Annotated in this window: 17 protein-coding genes; 6 read left to right on the top strand and 11 right to left on the bottom strand. The window is 57.6% G+C overall.

Annotated elements, in window-relative coordinates; all coding sequences use genetic code 11:
• Window positions 1-209: 209 nt before the first annotated feature.
• The 3 genes from arcD to H2Z84_RS00840 all read right to left on the bottom strand — a co-directional run bounded on the left by arcD (window position 210) and on the right by H2Z84_RS00840 (window position 3,420).
• Window positions 210-1,649: an arginine-ornithine antiporter gene (arcD, locus tag H2Z84_RS00850; protein WP_181834281.1), complete on the bottom strand. Its 1,440-nt coding sequence runs from the start codon at window positions 1,647-1,649 to the stop codon at window positions 210-212.
• Window positions 1,650-2,015: 366 nt separating this feature from the next.
• On the bottom strand, window positions 2,016-2,153 hold the full coding sequence (locus tag H2Z84_RS00845; protein WP_124645465.1) for a DUF3149 domain-containing protein: 138 nt from the start codon (window positions 2,151-2,153) through the stop codon (window positions 2,016-2,018).
• Between the two features lie 238 nt (window positions 2,154-2,391).
• Window positions 2,392-3,420, bottom strand: coding sequence for a CDP-6-deoxy-delta-3,4-glucoseen reductase (locus H2Z84_RS00840; protein ID WP_181834280.1), 1,029 nt, complete (start codon window positions 3,418-3,420; stop codon window positions 2,392-2,394).
• 38 nt (window positions 3,421-3,458) lie between these two features.
• On the opposite strand from H2Z84_RS00840, the gene H2Z84_RS00835 reads away from it, so the two are divergent.
• Both H2Z84_RS00835 and trmB read left to right on the top strand, forming a co-directional pair.
• On the top strand, window positions 3,459-4,376 hold the full coding sequence (locus H2Z84_RS00835; RefSeq protein WP_181834279.1) for a Rossmann-fold NAD(P)-binding domain-containing protein: 918 nt from the start codon (window positions 3,459-3,461) through the stop codon (window positions 4,374-4,376).
• Between the two features lie 36 nt (window positions 4,377-4,412).
• The gene (gene trmB / locus H2Z84_RS00830; RefSeq protein ID WP_181834278.1) at window positions 4,413-5,093 is read left to right on the top strand and encodes a tRNA (guanosine(46)-N7)-methyltransferase TrmB; all 681 of its coding nucleotides are present in this window, start codon (window positions 4,413-4,415) and stop codon (window positions 5,091-5,093) included.
• Between the two features lie 13 nt (window positions 5,094-5,106).
• Here the strand turns inward: trmB and H2Z84_RS00825 are convergent, their stop codons facing one another.
• Window positions 5,107-5,601 carry a glutathione peroxidase gene (locus H2Z84_RS00825; RefSeq protein ID WP_181834277.1) on the bottom strand — a complete coding sequence of 165 codons (495 nt, stop codon included), beginning with the start codon at window positions 5,599-5,601 and terminating at the stop codon, window positions 5,107-5,109.
• Window positions 5,602-5,659: 58 nt separating this feature from the next.
• Here H2Z84_RS00825 and H2Z84_RS00820 point away from each other — a divergent pair, with 58 nt between their 5' ends.
• On the top strand, window positions 5,660-6,139 hold the full coding sequence (locus H2Z84_RS00820; protein WP_199106928.1) for a DUF1841 family protein: 480 nt from the start codon (window positions 5,660-5,662) through the stop codon (window positions 6,137-6,139).
• Between the two features lie 289 nt (window positions 6,140-6,428).
• On the opposite strand, the gene H2Z84_RS00815 is transcribed toward H2Z84_RS00820, so the two are convergent.
• Window positions 6,429-7,382, bottom strand: coding sequence for a D-2-hydroxyacid dehydrogenase (locus H2Z84_RS00815; RefSeq protein WP_181834276.1), 954 nt, complete (start codon window positions 7,380-7,382; stop codon window positions 6,429-6,431).
• 10 nt (window positions 7,383-7,392) lie between these two features.
• Window positions 7,393-8,088 carry a DUF2189 domain-containing protein gene (locus tag H2Z84_RS00810; RefSeq protein ID WP_258869245.1) on the bottom strand — a complete coding sequence of 232 codons (696 nt, stop codon included), beginning with the start codon at window positions 8,086-8,088 and terminating at the stop codon, window positions 7,393-7,395.
• 249 nt (window positions 8,089-8,337) lie between these two features.
• Here H2Z84_RS00810 and H2Z84_RS00805 point away from each other — a divergent pair, with 249 nt between their 5' ends.
• Window positions 8,338-8,664 (top strand): FKBP-type peptidyl-prolyl cis-trans isomerase, encoded by a 327-nt coding sequence (locus H2Z84_RS00805; protein WP_181834274.1) that lies wholly within the window; start codon window positions 8,338-8,340, stop codon window positions 8,662-8,664.
• A gap of 52 nt (window positions 8,665-8,716) precedes the next feature.
• Here the strand turns inward: H2Z84_RS00805 and H2Z84_RS00800 are convergent, their stop codons facing one another.
• Window positions 8,717-9,346: a DedA family protein gene (locus tag H2Z84_RS00800; protein WP_124645458.1), complete on the bottom strand. Its 630-nt coding sequence runs from the start codon at window positions 9,344-9,346 to the stop codon at window positions 8,717-8,719.
• Window positions 9,347-9,462: 116 nt separating this feature from the next.
• Here H2Z84_RS00800 and alr point away from each other — a divergent pair, with 116 nt between their 5' ends.
• Window positions 9,463-10,533: an alanine racemase gene (gene alr, locus H2Z84_RS00795; RefSeq protein WP_181834273.1), complete on the top strand. Its 1,071-nt coding sequence runs from the start codon at window positions 9,463-9,465 to the stop codon at window positions 10,531-10,533.
• Window positions 10,534-10,611: 78 nt separating this feature from the next.
• On the opposite strand, the gene glmM is transcribed toward alr, so the two are convergent.
• The 4 genes from glmM to rlmE form a co-directional block, all read right to left on the bottom strand.
• Complete coding sequence (glmM, locus tag H2Z84_RS00790; protein WP_181834272.1) at window positions 10,612-11,946, bottom strand: phosphoglucosamine mutase; 1,335 nt, start codon at window positions 11,944-11,946, stop codon at window positions 10,612-10,614.
• A gap of 144 nt (window positions 11,947-12,090) precedes the next feature.
• Window positions 12,091-12,933, bottom strand: coding sequence for a dihydropteroate synthase (gene folP, locus H2Z84_RS00785; RefSeq protein ID WP_181834271.1), 843 nt, complete (start codon window positions 12,931-12,933; stop codon window positions 12,091-12,093).
• Window positions 12,934-13,002: 69 nt separating this feature from the next.
• Window positions 13,003-14,913: an ATP-dependent zinc metalloprotease FtsH gene (ftsH, locus tag H2Z84_RS00780; RefSeq protein WP_103524369.1), complete on the bottom strand. Its 1,911-nt coding sequence runs from the start codon at window positions 14,911-14,913 to the stop codon at window positions 13,003-13,005.
• Window positions 14,914-14,993: 80 nt separating this feature from the next.
• A complete protein-coding gene (gene rlmE, locus H2Z84_RS00775; RefSeq protein ID WP_103524383.1) occupies window positions 14,994-15,611 on the bottom strand; it encodes a 23S rRNA (uridine(2552)-2'-O)-methyltransferase RlmE in 618 nt (205 codons plus the stop codon).
• 136 nt (window positions 15,612-15,747) lie between these two features.
• Between rlmE and H2Z84_RS00770 the strand changes: the two genes are divergently transcribed.
• The gene (locus H2Z84_RS00770) at window positions 15,748-16,080 is read left to right on the top strand and encodes a YhbY family RNA-binding protein (RefSeq protein WP_181834270.1); all 333 of its coding nucleotides are present in this window, start codon (window positions 15,748-15,750) and stop codon (window positions 16,078-16,080) included.
• The last annotated feature ends 34 nt before the right edge of the window (window positions 16,081-16,114 follow it).

The raw sequence follows: 16,114 nt of genomic DNA, 5'->3' as shown, positions 1-16,114 counted from the left end.
CGACCCAGATCACGTCATCAAACAGCAGGTCGTGGCAGTTGTCGGGGGTGAGGCGTTTGTGGGCCAGGCCCGGACGGCACACCATCACGCTGCGCAGCTTGCCGCATTCGGAATGAACACCAAATTTAGTCATGATCAAACTCCTTCAATGTGTGGTAAGGGAGTCGGGGAGCGCCTGATGGGCGCTCCTCATTAAACAGTTGTTGTCTTTAGAGGGTGAGCTGACCGGTAAACAGTTCGTAGGTAGCAATGGCACCCAGTACCACGATGATGGCGGCCAGTACGGCTTCAGCGCCCTTGAACGGCTTCTCGCCATGTTCTTTCTTGGCCCACAGGTAGAACAGCAGGCCCGGGGCATACAGCACCATCGACAGGAACAGATACTTCACACCAGCAGCGTAGATCAGCCATACACCGTACACACTGGCGATACCGGCAATACTCAGATCACGACCCTTGCCTTCACCTGCTTGGTAACCTTCGCCACGCTGGGCCACCATGAAGGAGTACACAGAGCACAGCAGGTAAGGAATCAGAATCATCGAGGTCGCCAGCGACAGCAGTGCCAGGTAACCGGCCGAGCTGAACAGGGTGATGACCAGGAACAGTTGGATCAGGCCGTTGGTCAGCCACAGCGAGGCAGCAGGTGAACCATTGGCATTGGTGGTGCCGAAAATACGCGGCATCACGCCATCTTTACCAGCCAGGTAGGGTGCTTCAGCGGCCAGCAGGGTCCAGGCCAGCAGCGCACCACCGACAGAGATCACCAGACCAGCGTTCATGATGTTGGCACCCCAGGGGCCAATCGCCTTTTCCAGCACATAAGCGGTGGACGGGTTCTTCAGTGCAGCCAGTTCCGGTTGGGTCATCACACCCAGTGCCAGTACCGATACGGCAACCAGCAGGGCGATGGTCAGCAGGAAACCCACCACGGTAGCCTTGCCCACATCACTCATCTTCTCGGCACGGCCAGAGAACATCGAGGCCCCTTCGATACCGATGAATACCCACACGGTCACCAGCATGGTGCTCTTCACCTGATCGACGATGGAACCCAGTTTCGGATTGCCCCAGAAGTCCAGATTGAAGGTGTCGATCTTGAAGGCAAACACCACCAGTACGATGAACAAGGCCAGCGGTACCAGTTTGGCAATGGTGGTGATGGTGTTGATGAATGCCGCACCATGTACGCCACGCAATACCAGGAAATGCAGGCCCCACAGCAAGACGGATGCGCAGATGATGGCCGTCGGCGTGTTGCCGTCGCCAAAGGCATGGAACCAGAAACCCAGTGCCGAGAACATCACGACAAAATAGGAAACGTTACCGATCCAGGCCGAAATCCAGTAACCCCAGGCCGAGTTGAAGCCCATGTAGTCACCAAAACCAGCCCGGGCATAACCATATACCCCGCCTTCTACTTCCGGTTTGCGGTTGGCCAGCATCTGGAAGGCAAATGCCAGCGTCAGCATACCCAGAAAGGTGATGGCCCAACCAATGATGATGGCGCCTGCTCCTGCGCCTGCCGCCATGTTCTGCGGTAGCGAGAAGATGCCGCCGCCAATCATGGACCCCACTACCAGTGCGGTGAGTGCACCCAGTTTCAGTTTGGGTGCTCCGCCACCTTGTGCTTCAGTTTCAGTGGACATTTTCGTTCTCCGTGAAATACATTTACCTGAAAACTATCTGTATATTATTAATTTCTTATTCGTTGATGTAATGATAGTGGCGAGGCCGATCTGATTCCAGAAACGTCAAACACATGTTTGATCAAGATCAAATGGGCAGAGCAGGCAACTTCTGATTGACACTAGGGATAACGAGGGCTTTATAGGAGGAAGCAGGAGGATATCCCAATAGAATTTTTAAATTCAAAATGGGCAATCATTCATAAAGACAAAGTTAAATTGTTTTTACAAACTGTCGCAGACAAAAAAAATGGATACGGCCCACCACCGTATCCACCAACACACACATCAAGAGGAAATCTAGACACCAATCACAATCACACCAGCTTAGTCATTTGGGCCGGCGTTTTTTACTTTCCGCGTAATCACTACGATCACACCCACCACCACCACGGTGGCAAAGACAATGGTCGCCAATCCCAATACGCCGACATCGTCGGATAGAAGTTGTCCCAGCAGTTCCATCTTCCACTCCTCTAGCTGGCGGTATGCCGCCTTGATTGATTAGTCGATAGTCATAATAGCCATACTCAAAATAGGGATGTTGACGCAGGTCAAAAATACGCCTGCCGGGCAAATTGCTGGCGGTAACTGTGGCAAAGCAGATGATGACAGGCAGAATGCTGCCATCAGCACAGATCGGAATTGCAAATGAAAAACCCCTGCATGCAGGGGCTTTGTGTCTTGGTACAGCCTGGGCCGATTACTTGCTGCCACCCATGTCCTTGGACAAGAAGAAGGCATCGGAGAAGAACTCGTCTTCAGGCAGCTTGCGCTCCTGAATAAAGCTGCGATGGGCAGACTCCACCATGACCGGCGCGCCGCAGGCATACACCTGATAGCCCGACAGATCATCAAAGTCGTCCAGCACCGCTTGGTGTACAAAGCCGGTACGGCCCTGCCAGGCATCTTCCGGCAAGGCTTCGGACAACACCGGAATCACCGTGATATTGGCATGCTGGGCCTGCCAGCTGGCAGCCAGTTCGGCCATGTATAGATCCGCCTTGGTGCGTGCGCCCCAGTACAGCACCATCTGCCGCTGAATGCCGTGATGAATGGCATGCTCGATAATGCCCTTGACCGGGGCAAAGCCGGTACCACTGGCCACCAGAATAATCGGCTTGTCCGACTCTTCGCGCAGGAAGAAAGAACCCAGCGGGCCCTTGAAACGCATGATTTCACGCTCTTTCATCTGGCTGAAGACGTATTCCGAGAAGCTGCCACCCGGCTGATGGCGGATGTGCAATTCCAGGAAGGCATCGTCATGCGGTGCATTGGCAATGGAGAAACTGCGTTTCTTGCCGTCCTTCATCAGAATATCGATGTACTGGCCGGCGCGGAACTGCAGACGCTCCGATACCGGCAGCTTCAGCTTGAGCACGGCCACATCATGCATTTTCACCATGCTTTCCACGCGGCACGGCAAGGTCTTGATCTGGATATCACCGGCACCGGCCACTTCACGGGCTTCGATGGTGATATCGCCTTGCGGACGGGCACAGCAGAACAGGGCCATACCCTGCACGCGTTCGCTTTCCGGCAGGGCTTTCTCCTGGTAGCCATCCTGGCTCACGTCGCCTTCCAGCACTTTGCCCTTGCAGGCGCCACAGGCACCATCGCGGCAGCCATAAGGCAGGCCGACATTCTGGCGCAAAGCCGCTTCCAGAATGGTTTCATGCGCTTCAACACTGAACGTATGCCCACTCGGGAGCACTTTGACCTGGGAACTCATTGGGTACCTTTATTCCAAATCTGGGTAATATGCTGCCTATGCGTACTTTATTGATTGCAGGTCTGGGCGATGTCGCCCGGCGCGCTCTGCCCGAGCTGGTCCGGCACTGGCGCGTTTTCGCCATTGCCCACCATCCGGCGGCAGCAAAGGCAGCACGCCAGGGCGGCGCCCTCCCCATCATGGCCAATCTGGACTGCCAGGAAAGCCTGCGCCGCATTGCGGGACTGGCCGATGACGTCTGGATTACCGCCCCGCCTCCCGCCAGCGGCCTGCGCGACAATCGCACGCGCAAGTTGTTGTACGCACTGGCAAAAGCCGACAGGATACCACAGCGTATTAGCTATATCAGCACTACTGGCGTGTATGGAAATGGGGATGGAGCCTGGCTGGACGAGTGCTCAGCGCTACACGCGCAGACCGAGCGCGCCCGACGTCGGGTCGATGCCGAAACCGCATTGCGCGACTTTGCCGGTCGCCATGGCTGTCAGCTGAATATCTTGCGCGCACCGGGCATTTACGCGCTGGAACGCCTGCCGCTAACCCGCTTATTACAAGGCACGCCGCTGATCCTGCCCGCAGAAGACAGTTACAGCAACCATATCCATGCCGATGATCTGGCGCGCTTGTGCATTGCCAGCCTGCAACAGCAACGGGGCGGCATCCGGGTATTCAATGCCTGCGATGACGAACCGCTGACCATCACCGACTGGTATGTCATGCTGGCCGAGGCACTGGCACTGCCCATACCGCCACAACTGAGCCGTGCCGAAGTCCGGCAGCAGGTCAGCCCTGCCTTGTGGTCGTATATGGCGGAATCGCGGCGCATCCGCAATGTGCGCCTGGCGGAGCTGGGTGTCGCACTACGCTACCCCACTGCGCGGGAATTTGTCGCGCAACTGGCGGCAAATCCAGCCTGGCAAGCCGTGGCACTCGCTAAGGCAGGCAAGATTCGGTAACATGCGCGTCTTCCCGCAATTATCTGTTTGAATCACATGGAAAATCCGGCATTCGGGCGCGCCATCAGAAGCTTTGTGCTGCGTCAGGGACATCTCTCGGCAGGCCAGCAACGCGCCATGGACGAAGGCATGCCCAAATGGGGCATCGACTATCAGGCTGAAGCCATCGATCTGCAGCAGGCTTTTGGCCGCCAGGCACCCAAGATTCTGGAAATCGGCTTTGGCATGGGTGGGGCAACGGCGGAAATAGCTGCGGCCAACCCCGAGCGCGACTATCTGGGCGTGGAAGTGCACTCGCCGGGCGTGGGCAATCTGTGCAAGCTGATTGCCGAGAAAGAGCTGAGCAATCTGCGCATCATCCGTCATGACGCAGTAGAAGTGCTGGACCACATGCTGGCCGACGGCTGCCTGGATGGAGTCCATATTTTCTTCCCCGATCCCTGGCACAAAAAACGCCACAACAAGCGCCGGCTGATCCAGGCGCCGCTGGTGGAAAAACTGGTGAAAAAGCTGAAGCCGGGTGGCTATCTGCACGCTGCCACCGACTGGGAAGACTACGCCATCCAGATCATGGAAGTGTTCAGCGCCAATGGCGATCTGGCCAATACCGCTGACGGCTATGCGCCGCGTCCGGACTATCGTCCGCTCACCAAGTTCGAAGCCCGCGGCATCAAGCTGGGGCACGGCGTGTGGGACATCATCTTCCGCCGTAAATAAACCATGGCGGGCATCAGCCGCTGGCTGCTGCCCGTTTCAGCAGGTTCTCGATATCCTCCCGCAGTTCATGCGGCTCCACCGCCGACTCGTAGCGCTTCACCACCCTGCCCTGCCCATCCACCAGAAACTTGGTGAAATTCCACTTCACCGGGTGCGGGTGCGGCGTATCGGCCTGGGTCAGCCAACGCCACAACGGGTCGGCCTGCGCACCGTTGACCTCGACCTTGGCCAATACCGGAAAGCCAACGGCAAAACGGCTGCTGCAAAAGCTGGCAATATCCTGATCGCTACCTGGCTCCTGCCCACCAAACTGGTTGCAGGGAAAGGCCAGCACGCTCAGCCCTGCGGCAGACAGCTGTTCATGCAGCTCCTGCAGCCCGGCATATTGCCGGGTATAGCCACATTCGCTGGCGGTGTTCACCAGCAAAACCACTCGACCTTGCAGACTGGACAGGGGTAATGGGCTACCCGAGGTGGTCAGGGCCGAGAATGCGTAAAGCGTGGTCATGGCTATCTCCCTTCCGTATAATCCTGGCTTATCCGAGAAACGTACTCAGGTATTGCACATGCTGTTTTCACCCAGCCGCCAGGATGCACGCGGCTTCTTCTTCGACACCTGGAAAAAGCACCAGAATGGTGTGGTATTGACCGATCTGGAAAAGATAGTGCTTTCCATTCTTATAGACCACCCTGAGTACCACTCCATCCTGAATCATCCGGAAAAATATCTGGAACAGGAATGGACCCCAGAAATGGGCGAGACCAACCCCTTCCTGCATCTGGGCCTGCACGTGGCCATCGAGGAGCAACGCTCGATTGACCAGCCCTTCGGCATCCGCTCACTGTATGCGCAGCTTGCCTTGCGCCACGGTGACGAGCACCGCGCCCAGCACGAGATGATGGAATGCCTGGGGGAAATGATCTGGCATGCACAGCGCTATGGTGGCGGCCCGGATGTGAACCGCTATATTTCCTGCGTGCGCGGCAAACTGGGCATGGGCGAGGAAGAACGCCCGCGTATCAATCCCAACGACATTCCGGACTGAACGGTCCGTCCCGGCACTCCCCGGTGCTAGCCGCTTTTGCTGGCACCGCAGCCCGCTGTAGACAAAAAAAGCGCCGTGGAAGACAGAGCAACCACGGCGGATCAAGCGGGGCAGCCTGAACCCGTTTCGGGCTCAGACAATTTAATACTATGCCTTAATTCAATCATTAACAACGCTTCAGAACATGCCAATAGAATAGTCGGCAAAAACAGGTATTGCCAATCAAATATTCGTTTCTTATTAAACAATATTTAACAAAAAACCAGGTTTATCATCACTGGCTCTGGTATCAAACCAGTCGGTTTTCTGCCCAGCCTGCCACATAGGCGGCAATATTGTCGGCCAGCTGCTGCGCCAACCGCTGCATGGCCTGCTGGCTGGCCCAGCCGATATGCGGCGTCACAATCAGATGCGGCAGGCGGGCCTTGAGCAGCGGATTGCCAGCCGTCGGCGGCTCGGTACTCAGCACATCAAAACCGGCACCACCCAGCTGACCGTACTTCAAGGCAGCAACCAGCGCCTCTTCATCTACCAGTCCACCGCGTGCGGTATTGATCAGGATGGCCCCCGGCTTCATGGCCATCAACTCGTCCTGGGCAATCATGTTGCGGGTGTCATCATTGAGCGGACAGTGCAGGGACAGCACATCCGACGTTGCCAGCAAGTCGGCAAAGCTGACATAGCCTTCACGCACCACACTCGCCCCTTTGCGCTCACCAAACTGCACCTGCATGCCAAAGGCACGGGCGCGTTCAGCCAAGGCCTGGCCAATACCACCGGAGCCGAAAATCCCCAGCGTAGCCCCTTTCAGATCGCGGATAGGCGCACCAAAATGGCAGAATTGCTGCGCTTGCTCCCATACCCCGGCAGCCACATCACGCTGATAGGCTGGCAGGTTTTTCACCAGAGCAAGCATCAAGGTAAAGGCATGCTCGGCCACGGTTTCATCGCCATAGTGGCGAATGTTGGCCACGGCGATACCGCGCTCACGACAGCATGCAAGGTCGACATGGTTGTAGCCGGTCGCGGCAATGGCCAGCATTTTCACGCCTGGCAGTTGCTGCAGGGTTTCCCGCGTGAAAGCCACCTTGTTGGTAATCACGATGTCAGCATCTGCCACATTCCGGATAATCTGCTCCGGGGTGGTAGAGGCAATTTCGCGGTAGGCATGCTCAAACGGAAAAACGGGAACCGGGACAGGCAGGCTGTCCCGGTCGAGGAATACGATGGAAGGTTGGTTCATCGGTCTGGCGTCAGCTCTCGTAGGAAATCATGGCGCGGTAGGCATGCCAGCTGGCCAGCCCGAGTACGGGCATGATGACGATGAGGCCAATAAAGTAAGTGGCAAAACCCACGGCAGTAAGAGCCACAATCATAACGGCCCATACGGTCATCGTCAGCAGATTCTTGTACACCGCCTGCACGCTGTTGATCATGGCAGTGACTGTGTCCACATCCTTGTCCAGCATCATGGGAATGGCCACCACACTGAGAGAAAACACCGCCGCAGCAAACAGGAAACCGACACCAAAGTAAGCCAGCAGGAAGGTCATGTTTTCCGGAAGCAGTGCATTGACCAGCAAACTATCGAGCGACGGCAGGACTGCAGTGTCAAAGAACAGCGCAAACAACAGCAGGGACATACGGAACCAACCGAATACCAGCACAGCCAGCAGCGCGGCAAACAGGGTGAAACCCGGCAGATTAGCTTTCCAGGCTGTCATGCTATGCCACAGGCTAACGCGCTGCGGCGGGTGGACTCCCTCATGCTGGCGGGCCAGATCATACAAACCGATGGCGAGAAAAGGCCCTCCAAGCAAGAACAGGGTACTGAGTGTCAGCACAAACTGTGGCGCGCTGTCGAAATAGCTGATCAGCAGATAGCCCATCAGTACAAAAGCCGCGCCGTAAAACATGGCATCGGCCGGGGCTTTGCGCAGGTCTGTCAAGCCCTGCCTGAGCCAAAGCAGTGTTTGGGTAATGGATACATGGTGAACAACCGGGTGCTCCCGGGACGTGCCGTGGGTAATGTCCATGACGAATCCCCTTCTGGTGGTGGGTGGGTAAACCAGACAGTTAATTTCTTTATAAGCCATTGATTGTAAAATACAAATACATTATGACGATCCAGCAGCCATACAAGCAGGTGAATGGTACAATTTCGCCCTGCTTGAACCAGATACAAGGACTACGAGAAGATGAGCGCATTGATCATTGAAGATCTGACCGTCGGCGAAGGTGCCGAAGCCGTCGCCGGTGAAGAAGTCACCGTGCACTACACCGGCTGGCTGACCAATGGCAGCAAGTTCGACTCCAGCAAGGATCGTTTTCAGCCCTTCAGCTTTCCGCTGGGTGCCGGCCATGTCATCAAGGGTTGGGATCAGGGCGTTGTCGGCATGAAGGTAGGTGGCAAGCGCAAGCTGACCATTCCACCGGAACTGGGCTACGGTGCTCGCGGTGCTGGCGGGGTAATTCCGCCGAATGCCACCCTGGTATTCGAAGTGGAATTGCTGCAGGTGGGTTGATTCCGGCCCGAAAAAAAGCCACCGTCAGGTGGCTTTTTTCATGCTCGGCAAGCTATTTTTTCAGTTCGGAAGCAGCACAGCACTTTTTGCGGCGGCACAGATAAACAATGAGCAGCACCGTCAGCAGCACACCGACTGCCGAGAGGATGCCCACTTGGCCGCGATGCACCATGTGCATCAACCATTCGCGCTGGGTGGCACCGTAGTGGCCCAGATACACCCATACCGGCACCGAAATCAGTGCGGCAAAGCCATCCATCAGCAGAAAACGCCAATACGGCACACGCCGGGTCATGCCGGCCGTAATGAAAATGGGCGAACGCAGGCCGGGCAGAAAGCGGGCAACAAACAACACCCAGGTGCCGTACTTTTCAAACTTTTCCTGTACAGCCTCGAAACGCTCCTGCGTCAGGATGCGCGCAATCGGCCGGAAGCGCTGAACCTTGTGCCCATAAAAACGGCCGGCTGCAAACATGATGCCATCGCCCGCCAGCACACCGGCCATTCCGACCAGAAACATTACATCCACATCGGCATAACCCAGGCCGGAAATGATGCCACCGGCGACCAGAGTGATGTCCTCCGGAATCGGAATACCAAACCCACACACCAGCAATACGGTAAAGACAGCTACATAACCGTAACCGGTAAAGAAATCGAGAAGTATCTGCAGTATGTCCATAGTGCTCCGCCGACCGGCGCGGTCTTGTCCTGACACAAGATTTGGCCGCGGGCTGATTGTCCGAGTGCATGATCGGGCGCTTATAATAGCACACCTCGACCTTATCCTTTCTTGACATGACACGCCCTATACGGGTGGAAATCAATCATTCCGCCCTGCGCCATAATTATTTACAATCCCGCAAGCAAACCTCAGGCCGCCGTGCCCTGGCCGTGATCAAGGCTGATGCCTATGGCCATGGCAGCCTGGGCTGTGCACAGGCTCTGGCCGACATGGCCGATGGCTTTGCCTTGCTCAACATCGAAGATGCCATCGCTCTGCGCCAGGCGGGTATCCAACAAGACATCGTCCTGCTGGAAGGCCCTTTCGACCGTGCCGAAGTCGAAGCCATGGCCACATATCGCATTGGCGGCGCCATTCACTCCCCTCACCAGATTGCCTGGTTGCGCGAAGGTTCCCTGCCAGGGCCTGTTGAGGTCTGGCTCAAGGTAAACAGCGGCATGAACCGGCTAGGCTTTCGCCCGGAGCAAGTCGCCGCCACGCTGGCCAGTCTGCAGTCCCTGCCCCAGGTCCACACCAGCACCATCATGACCCACTTTGCCAGCGCAGATGATGCCCGTGGCGTAGCCGCGCAATGGCAGGCCTTTGCCCCAGTAGCAGCAGCCAGTGGCCTGGCGGTCAGCGCTGCCAATTCGGCAGCGGTATTCCGCCATCCGCAAACCCATGGCGATGTGGTACGGCCGGGCATCACGCTGTATGGCTGCTCGCCCTTTGCCGAATACCACGGTACCGCGCTGGGCCTGCAAACCACCATGACACTGAGTGCCGACATCATCACCATCCAGCAACTGCAAGCCGGCGATACCGTGGGCTACGGGCTGAACTTCCGCGCGGAGCACGCCATGCGCATCGGCATCGTCGCCTGTGGTTATGCGGACGGCTATCCGCGCATTGCCGCCAATGGCACACCGGTGATGGTGGCCGACCAGCGCAGCGCCACCGTGGGGCGAGTATCCATGGACATGCTGGCCATCGATCTCAGCCACCACCCCGCTGCCGATATCGGTAGCCGGGTGGAGCTGTGGGGGCCGAATGTGGCGATTGAAGAAGTGGCTGCCGCAGCCGGCACCATCGGCTATGAGTTGATGTGTGCCATTGCCCCTCGGGTGCCACGCCAGTTGATCTGAACTACCCGAACTGATCGCTTGTGCCAATAAAAAAAGCCGCTGCATCGGGCAGCGGCTTTTTCTTGCACTCGGACGGAATCAGGCCACGCGCTCGATGGTGGCGGCAATTTCTCTTGCCCACTTTTCCGACAAGCTACGGTCGCTGGCTTCCACCATGACCCGCACCACCGGCTCGGTGCCGGAGGGACGCAATACCACGCGCCCCACACCGACCAGCGCGGCTTCGGCAGCGGCCAGCGCTTCGGCAGAAGCGGCTTTCCAGTCGCAGCCATTGTGGCGGACATTGATCATGGTTTGCGGGAATGGCGTCCAGTCGTTACAGGCTTCTTCCATGCTGATGCCCAGTTCGGCCAGGCTGGCCAGCACCTGCAGGCTGGAGATGATGCCGTCGCCGGTAGTGTGCTTGTCCAGACACAGGATGTGGCCAGAGGCCTCGCCGCCCACCTGCCAGCCATTGGCATGCAGCATTTCCAGCACGTAGCGGTCACCCACCTTGGCACGGCCAAAAGCCACGCCCAGCTTGTTGAGCGCCAGTTCCATCGCCATATTGGTCATCACGGTGCCGACCACGCCACCCTTCAGCTCGCCGCGCGCGGCACGGGCCTTGGCGATGATGTAGATCAGCTGGTCACCGTCATACACCTTACCGTTGCGATCCACCATGATCAACCGGTCGCCGTCGCCATCCAGTGAAATGCCGAAATCGGCATGGTGTTCCAGTACGGCGACTTGCAGGGTCTTGGGATAGGTCGCGCCCACCTTGTCATTGATGTTGTAACCATCCGGCTCGCCGCCGATGACCACCACTTCAGCACCCAGTTCGTGAAACACCTTGGGCGCGATATGGTAGGTGGCGCCATTGGCACAATCCACCACCAGCTTGAGCTGCTTGAGGTCGCGCTCGCCGGGGAAAGTGCTCTTGCAGAATTCGATATAACGCTCGGCCGCTCCGGAAATGCGGCGGGCACGCCCCAGTTCCAGCGAGCTGTTGGTGGTCATCGGCTGTTCCAGCATGGCCTCGATTTCCAGCTCCAGCGTGTCGTCCAGCTTTTTGCCACCTTCGGCAAAGAATTTGATGCCGTTATCCTGATACGGGTTGTGCGAGGCCGAAATCACCACTCCGGCTTCCAGGCGCAGCGCACGCGTCAGATAGGCGATGCCGGGTGTCGGCAAAGGTCCGGTCAGCAGGACATTGACGCCTGCCGCGGTAAAGCCTGCCTGCAATGCGGCTTCCAGCATATAGCCGGAAATCCGGGTGTCCTTGCCGATCAACACCGTGGGGCGATGCGCCTTGTCATGGTCCACCAGCACCCGACCAGCAGCGTGGCCCAGCTTGAGAACAAAATCCGGCGTAATGGGGAACTGCCCTACTTCGCCACGCACACCATCCGTTCCAAAATATTTGCGACTCATCTCATCATCCTAATCACGTTGCCGCCGCCTGGCTGACAACGCATAACTGCAAAATGGCCCCTGCGGGAGTAATGCATTGTACCTGTCCGCCAAGCTAGTTGGCATCTGTCGCACGGCAGAACAGCGCCGGACGACTGGCAGGCATCAGTCGGCATAGGCCTGCATCGCACGCCAAACCTGCAAGGCCTGATGGCTGGCTTTGACATCATGTACCCGCACTATCCTGGCTCCCTGCTGCAAGGACAACAGCGCCACCGCCAGACTGGCTCCCAGCCGCTCGGCGGGAACGGCCTCGCCGGTAATGGCCCCCAGCATGGATTTGCGCGACAGGCCAACCAGTACCGGAAGACGGCTGATGGCTTCGATGCGACGCAGGCCCGCCAGCAGCTGCAAATTGTGCTCCAGCGTTTTGCCAAAGCCGAAGCCGGGATCGATCAGCAGGCGGGCATCGGCAATGCCGGCAGCGCGGCATAGCTCAACCCGGCGCAACAGGTAATGGCCCACTTCATCCACCACATCGCCGTAGTGTGGAGCCTGCTGCATGGTGTCGGGGTTGCCTTGTTTGTGCATCAGGCACAGCGCTACATTCGATGCAGTGACTGCCTCCACTGCGCCCTCATCTTCCAGCGCGGAAACATCATTGATCAGATCCACCGCCCCCAGTTGCAAGGCGGCGCGCATCACGGCGGTACGGCGGGTATCCAGCGACAGGGGAGCGCCTATCTCCTTGAGCTTCTCCAGTACCGGCATGACCCGGTCCAGCTCTTGCTGCACACTGACTTCCGGCGCACCGGGACGGGTGGATTCGCCACCGATGTCCAGAATGGCCGCACCGTCTGCCAGCATGCTTTCGGCACGTTGCAGCGCACTATCCAGGGTATTGAAGCGACCACCATCGGAAAACGAATCCGGCGTGACATTGAGGATGCCCATGATCATGGGCTGGGTCAGATCGAGCTGAAAACGCCCGCATTCAAGCAATTGCATGGAAAATATCTGCCTGATAAATGCAAAACAGGGCGACAGCCTAAGCTGCCGCCCTGCAAAAACCGGTGATCAGAGTTCCTGAGCCGGCGTCGATGTCGCTGCTGCCGGGCTGGCTTCAGCCGGCTTGTCTTCCGGCTTGGCCGGGAAACCGCTGCCCGGTTTGGGCGGACGCGGCGGCTTGCCATCCATGATGTCGTTGATCTGCTCGGCATCGATGGTTTCCCACTCCAGCAAGGCGGCGGTCATGGCTTCCACCTTGTCGCGATTGTCTTCCAGCAGACGGCGGGCCAGCCCGTACTGCTCGTCGATAATGCGGCGGATTTCCATATCCACTTGCTGCATGGTGGCTTCGGACAGGTTCTTGTGCGTGGTGATGGAACGACCAAGGAACACTTCTCCTTCGTTGTCGCCATACACCATCGGACCGAGCTTGTCGGACATGCCGTAGCGGGTCACCATGTCGCGCGCCATTTGCGTGGCACGTTCGAAGTCGTTGGAAGCACCGGTGGTCATCTGATTCATGAACAGCTCTTCGGCAATACGACCGCCGAACAGAATGGCCAATCGGTCCATCAGGTAGCCGCGATCATAGGCAAAGCGGTCCTGCTCCGGCAACTGCATGGTCACACCCAGCGCACGGCCGCGCGGAATGATGGTGACCTTGTGTACCGGATCAGACTTGGGCAACAGCTTGGCGACAACGGCATGACCGGATTCGTGATAAGCCGTATTGCGCTTTTCTTCCTCCGACATCACCATGCTGCGGCGCTCGGCACCCATCATGATCTTGTCCTTGGCCGACTCGAAATCCACCATGTCCACCAGGCGCTTGGCTCGACGGGCAGCAAACAGCGCAGCCTCGTTTACCAGGTTGGCCAGATCAGCACCGGAGAAACCCGGCGTGCCACGTGCGATGACTGAAGGTTCCACATCGGCAGCAATCGGCACCTTGCGCATGTGCACGGACAGGATCTGTTCGCGACCACGGATATCCGGCAGCGGCACCACCACCTGGCGGTCGAAACGGCCCGGACGCTGCAGGGCTGGGTCGAGTACGTCAGGACGGTTGGTCGCAGCGATCACGATGACGGTGGTGTTGGTTTCGAAACCATCCATCTCGACCAGCAGCTGGTTCAGCGTCTGTTCGCGTTCGTCATTGCCACCGCCCAGACCAGCACCACGCTGGCGGCCAACAGCATCGATTTCATCAATGAAGATGATGCACGGCGAGTTCTTTTTCGCCTGCTCGAACATGTCGCGGACACGGGCTGCACCCACGCCGACAAACATTTCCACAAAGTCCGAACCAGAGATGCTGAAGAACGGCACCTTGGCTTCGCCGGCAATCGCCTTGGCCAACAGCGTTTTACCGGTACCCGGCGAGCCACACAGCAGGATGCCGCGCGGAATGCGGCCACCCAGGCTCTGATAGCGGGACGGATCACGCAGGTAATCGACGATTTCCTTTACTTCTTCCTTGGCTTCATCGCAGCCAGCCACATCCGCAAAGGTCACGGTATTGGTGTCCTGATCCAGCATGCGCGCCTTGCTCTTGCCGAAGGAGAAAGCACCGCCCTTACCGCCGCCCTGCATCTGGCGCATGAAGAAAACCCACACGCCAATCAGCAACAGCATCGGGAACCAGCTGATGAAGATGCTCATCAGCATGGACGGTTCTTCTTCCGGCTTGGCGGAGAAGCGTACATTGTTCTTGATCAGGTCCTCGACCAGTTGCGGGTCGTACGGAGCGTAGGTGGCAAATGCCGAACCGTCAGTCCGCTTGCCCTTCAGCCACTGGCCACGCAGGGGATGGCCCTCAATGCTCAGGGATTGCACCTTGCCGGATTCGACATCGCTGATGAATTGCGAGTACTCGATCTGGTTCTGGGCGTCCTGGCGTTTGTTGAACTGATTGAATACTGTCATCAGTACCAAACCGATGATGACCCAGATGGCTATATTTTTGCCGATATTGTTCACGAGTAGCGGACTCCTCTGTGCCCTGACTTTGCGGTTGCGTATTTCATTGGTATGGATTGTAAACCCCGGGGGGTTGTATGTCAGCGTCGGCCCTTGCCCAGCAAGTAAATTTCGCTGGAACGATCGCGCGAGGCTTTGGGTTTGCGGGTGACCACCTCTTCGAACAGCTCGCGCATGGCCTGGAGGTAGGACTGGAAATCACTGCCCTGGAACACTTTGACGAGAAAACTGCCGCCGGGTTTCAGGTGATCGCGCGCAAATTCCAGTGCCAGCTCACACAGGAGAAAACTTCTGGCCTGATCCATCGCGCTCATTCCTGAGATATTGGGTGCCATATCGGAAATTACAAGGTCCAGCGCACGACCATCCAGCAGGTCGACAAACTGCTGCAGAATTTCTTCTTCACGAAAATCGCCCTGGATGAATTCCACATCGGCAATCGGATTCATCGGCAAGATATCCAATGCAAACACCTTGCCCTGCTCGCCGACGATACGGGCAGCCACTTGCGACCAGCTGCCTGGCGCGCTCCCCAGGTCGGCCAGCACGGTACCTGGGCGTATCAGTTTGTCTTTTTCGTTGATTTCCAGCAGCTTGTACGCTGCTCTTGCCCGGTAGCCGTCTTTCTTGGCCATCTGTACATACTGGTCGTTAACATGCTCACGCAGCCAGGTATTGCTGCTGGTACTTCTTGCCATGGGTAGCTTTCTGCCAATCTTGTCCAGCATAGCCGGTGGGCTATCCTGTTGTTTTTCAGTCTGTTTGTGGCCAGAGTTTGGGCAACGGGCCAAACTCTAGTAGAATCCGGTTTTGCTTTGAAACCAAGCCTGTCCAATGAAAATCGAACTGCAACCTTTCCAGCGCCAACACCTCAAGGGTCTGGCCCAGACACTCAACCCGGTCGTGATGATCGGCAATAATGGTCTGAGCGACTCCGTACTGCGCGAAATCGCCATCAGCCTGGATGCCCACGAGCTGATCAAGATCCGCGTTCAGGGTGATGACCGCGCTGCCCGCATCGCTCTGTACGAGCAGATTTGCGATGAACTCGGCGCTGCGCCGGTACAGCATATCGGCAAACTGCTGGTGCTGTGGCGTCCCAGCGACAAGCAGCGCATCGTGCTGCCGAAAAACAAAAAGGCACTGAAGCTGGCGTCGCAATCCTGAGTCAGCTCTTGGCCGGTATAGCAAAAGCGGTGGG

It is taken from the genome of Aquitalea aquatica, assembly GCF_013911085.1.
Lineage (GTDB): Bacteria > Pseudomonadota > Gammaproteobacteria > Burkholderiales > Chromobacteriaceae > Aquitalea > Aquitalea aquatica.
This window is presented reverse-complemented; position numbering and strand designations above follow the sequence as displayed.

Coding starts and splice junctions, on each gene's coding strand:
- arcD (WP_181834281.1), bottom strand. CDS start 1,649: ATGTCCACTGAAACTGAAGCACAAGGTGGCGGAGCACCCAAACTGAAA.
- H2Z84_RS00845 (WP_124645465.1), bottom strand. CDS start 2,153: ATGGAACTGCTGGGACAACTTCTATCCGACGATGTCGGCGTATTGGGA.
- H2Z84_RS00840 (WP_181834280.1), bottom strand. CDS start 3,420: ATGAGTTCCCAGGTCAAAGTGCTCCCGAGTGGGCATACGTTCAGTGTT.
- H2Z84_RS00835 (WP_181834279.1), top strand. CDS start 3,459: ATGCGTACTTTATTGATTGCAGGTCTGGGCGATGTCGCCCGGCGCGCT.
- trmB (WP_181834278.1), top strand. CDS start 4,413: ATGGAAAATCCGGCATTCGGGCGCGCCATCAGAAGCTTTGTGCTGCGT.
- H2Z84_RS00825 (WP_181834277.1), bottom strand. CDS start 5,601: ATGACCACGCTTTACGCATTCTCGGCCCTGACCACCTCGGGTAGCCCA.
- H2Z84_RS00820 (WP_199106928.1), top strand. CDS start 5,660: ATGCTGTTTTCACCCAGCCGCCAGGATGCACGCGGCTTCTTCTTCGAC.
- H2Z84_RS00815 (WP_181834276.1), bottom strand. CDS start 7,382: ATGAACCAACCTTCCATCGTATTCCTCGACCGGGACAGCCTGCCTGTC.
- H2Z84_RS00805 (WP_181834274.1), top strand. CDS start 8,338: ATGAGCGCATTGATCATTGAAGATCTGACCGTCGGCGAAGGTGCCGAA.
- H2Z84_RS00800 (WP_124645458.1), bottom strand. CDS start 9,346: ATGGACATACTGCAGATACTTCTCGATTTCTTTACCGGTTACGGTTAT.
- alr (WP_181834273.1), top strand. CDS start 9,463: ATGACACGCCCTATACGGGTGGAAATCAATCATTCCGCCCTGCGCCAT.
- glmM (WP_181834272.1), bottom strand. CDS start 11,946: ATGAGTCGCAAATATTTTGGAACGGATGGTGTGCGTGGCGAAGTAGGG.
- folP (WP_181834271.1), bottom strand. CDS start 12,933: ATGCAATTGCTTGAATGCGGGCGTTTTCAGCTCGATCTGACCCAGCCC.
- rlmE (WP_103524383.1), bottom strand. CDS start 15,611: ATGGCAAGAAGTACCAGCAGCAATACCTGGCTGCGTGAGCATGTTAAC.
- H2Z84_RS00770 (WP_181834270.1), top strand. CDS start 15,748: ATGAAAATCGAACTGCAACCTTTCCAGCGCCAACACCTCAAGGGTCTG.